Raw genomic sequence first — 1,574 nt, forward strand, 5'->3', positions numbered from 1 at the left:
ATTCCACATTCGTTGGGCAACTTCTTTTCGCGTGAGAAATCCTCCCTTTTCATTGGATAATATTTCAAACAATTTTCTTTCTTTTGACGAGAAAGTCCCAATCGCTTCCATAAAAGTAACAGTTGATACCAAAGTCCCACCTGGTTGACGGGCTTTTATTTCCTTGAAATGTAGCTGTCGAGAAGAGGACAGTAACTCTCTCAAATTTGACAAAGTAGAATCCTTTGAGAATTGTGCAGTTAGTCCCAATTTCTGCCATTCTTCGGTTAACTCGTCATTTAAAGGAGGGGTATCACAACGTAAAATCACACGACCGGCTACTTGTCCCTTTCGTAAAATCGTGTCAACCATTTCATTTGTAAGGGTATCGCTAAAAATTACAACAGGAAAATTGAATACCAGCGGGGAGTTATCTGTCATGAATGACTCAACCAATTGTGTTGAGCAAAGAACTTCGTATCCTAAATAGTCTAAGTTTTCTTTCAATTGAGTATCTGCTGAAAGATTTGTCGTTAAAAGTAGTATTTGATTCATTTGTCTTTCCTTCTTCCAGTCTGATTAGATAATCATCTTTAAGTTTACTGTGCAAGATGCACACATAAGATTTACTTATAGTTTAATAGTTATCATTTCTACAAATAGGTGTAGTAGTGATATTTTTTTGCTGACTATTGAGAACTAACCCAAATGGTTAAACTCTTATTTGTTTTTAGTAGTAAGTACCCAGTCAATTTTTCCAGTATAGTTCCCCAAATAATTTCGTTGTGTATCGAAGATATCCATACCGATACCCACATTATCTATTGAATTTCCTAACACAGTGACAAACTGCTGTAAAGGAGTGCTTGTAGATTGAGTAGCTAACTGAGTTGCACTATCATTTGTAATTTCTTTCTTTTCTTTGTCCGTAGTTTGATAAAATACGTACCCTTTTAACTTTAAACCGTCACTTTCTCTCTGAACATCGCTAGATAGTTGGGCACTAAGAACCCACTGTAAAGTACGGTTTGTATTTAATATTTTGACATTTTCGATTGGACTATTGGTTGGGTATACTACTGTTTCTTTGGCTAATAAATCCCTGGGATCAAAGTTTCCAAAGCTAAATTCATCAGGAACAGAAACTAATTTTGTCATAGGTGTATAAGAATAAGTTATGCTAAAATTTTTTGTTGGAACAGTCGTATACTCTTGGGTATTTGAAGTTCCAGTTGTATAGGAATCTGACGTAATTGTTCTATAGCCATCAAATGCAAGATCTGTAGCGGAGAATTGATCAGAAATAGTTGCACCAATTTTAACTGTTTTAGTCACTGCGGTTTTTGTGGTAGATGTTTGTAATGCATCTTCAAAAATTGGTTTTTTATCAACTGCATCCAAGTAGTTAACTGTCATTGTCACTGTAGCTGGACCCCAGACATACGTACCTGGTTTCGTCCCGTCGTAATTTGCAAAGAATTGGGAGGTTGTACCCACTATGGACTCATCTACCTGATATTGCCAATTACCAGAATAAGTGTCATTGGCGGTGATATTGGGCAATTGTGATTCATTAGATGTATCTTTAAACTTTG

General features: G+C 36.0%; 2 protein-coding genes. Both read right to left on the reverse strand.

Going from position 1 to position 1,574, the window contains the following annotated elements; all coding sequences use genetic code 11:
* Positions 1-534, reverse strand: a 534-nt coding sequence (locus AC1Z3S_RS20005; RefSeq protein WP_461741836.1) for a hypothetical protein, incomplete at its 3' end; no start/stop codon positions are given.
* Positions 535-699: 165 nt separating this feature from the next.
* Positions 700-1,574 (reverse strand): hypothetical protein (locus AC1Z3S_RS20010; RefSeq protein WP_461741837.1); only part of this gene is annotated, 875 nt, incomplete at its 5' end.

This window comes from Enterococcus sp. LJL90 (assembly GCF_056924355.1).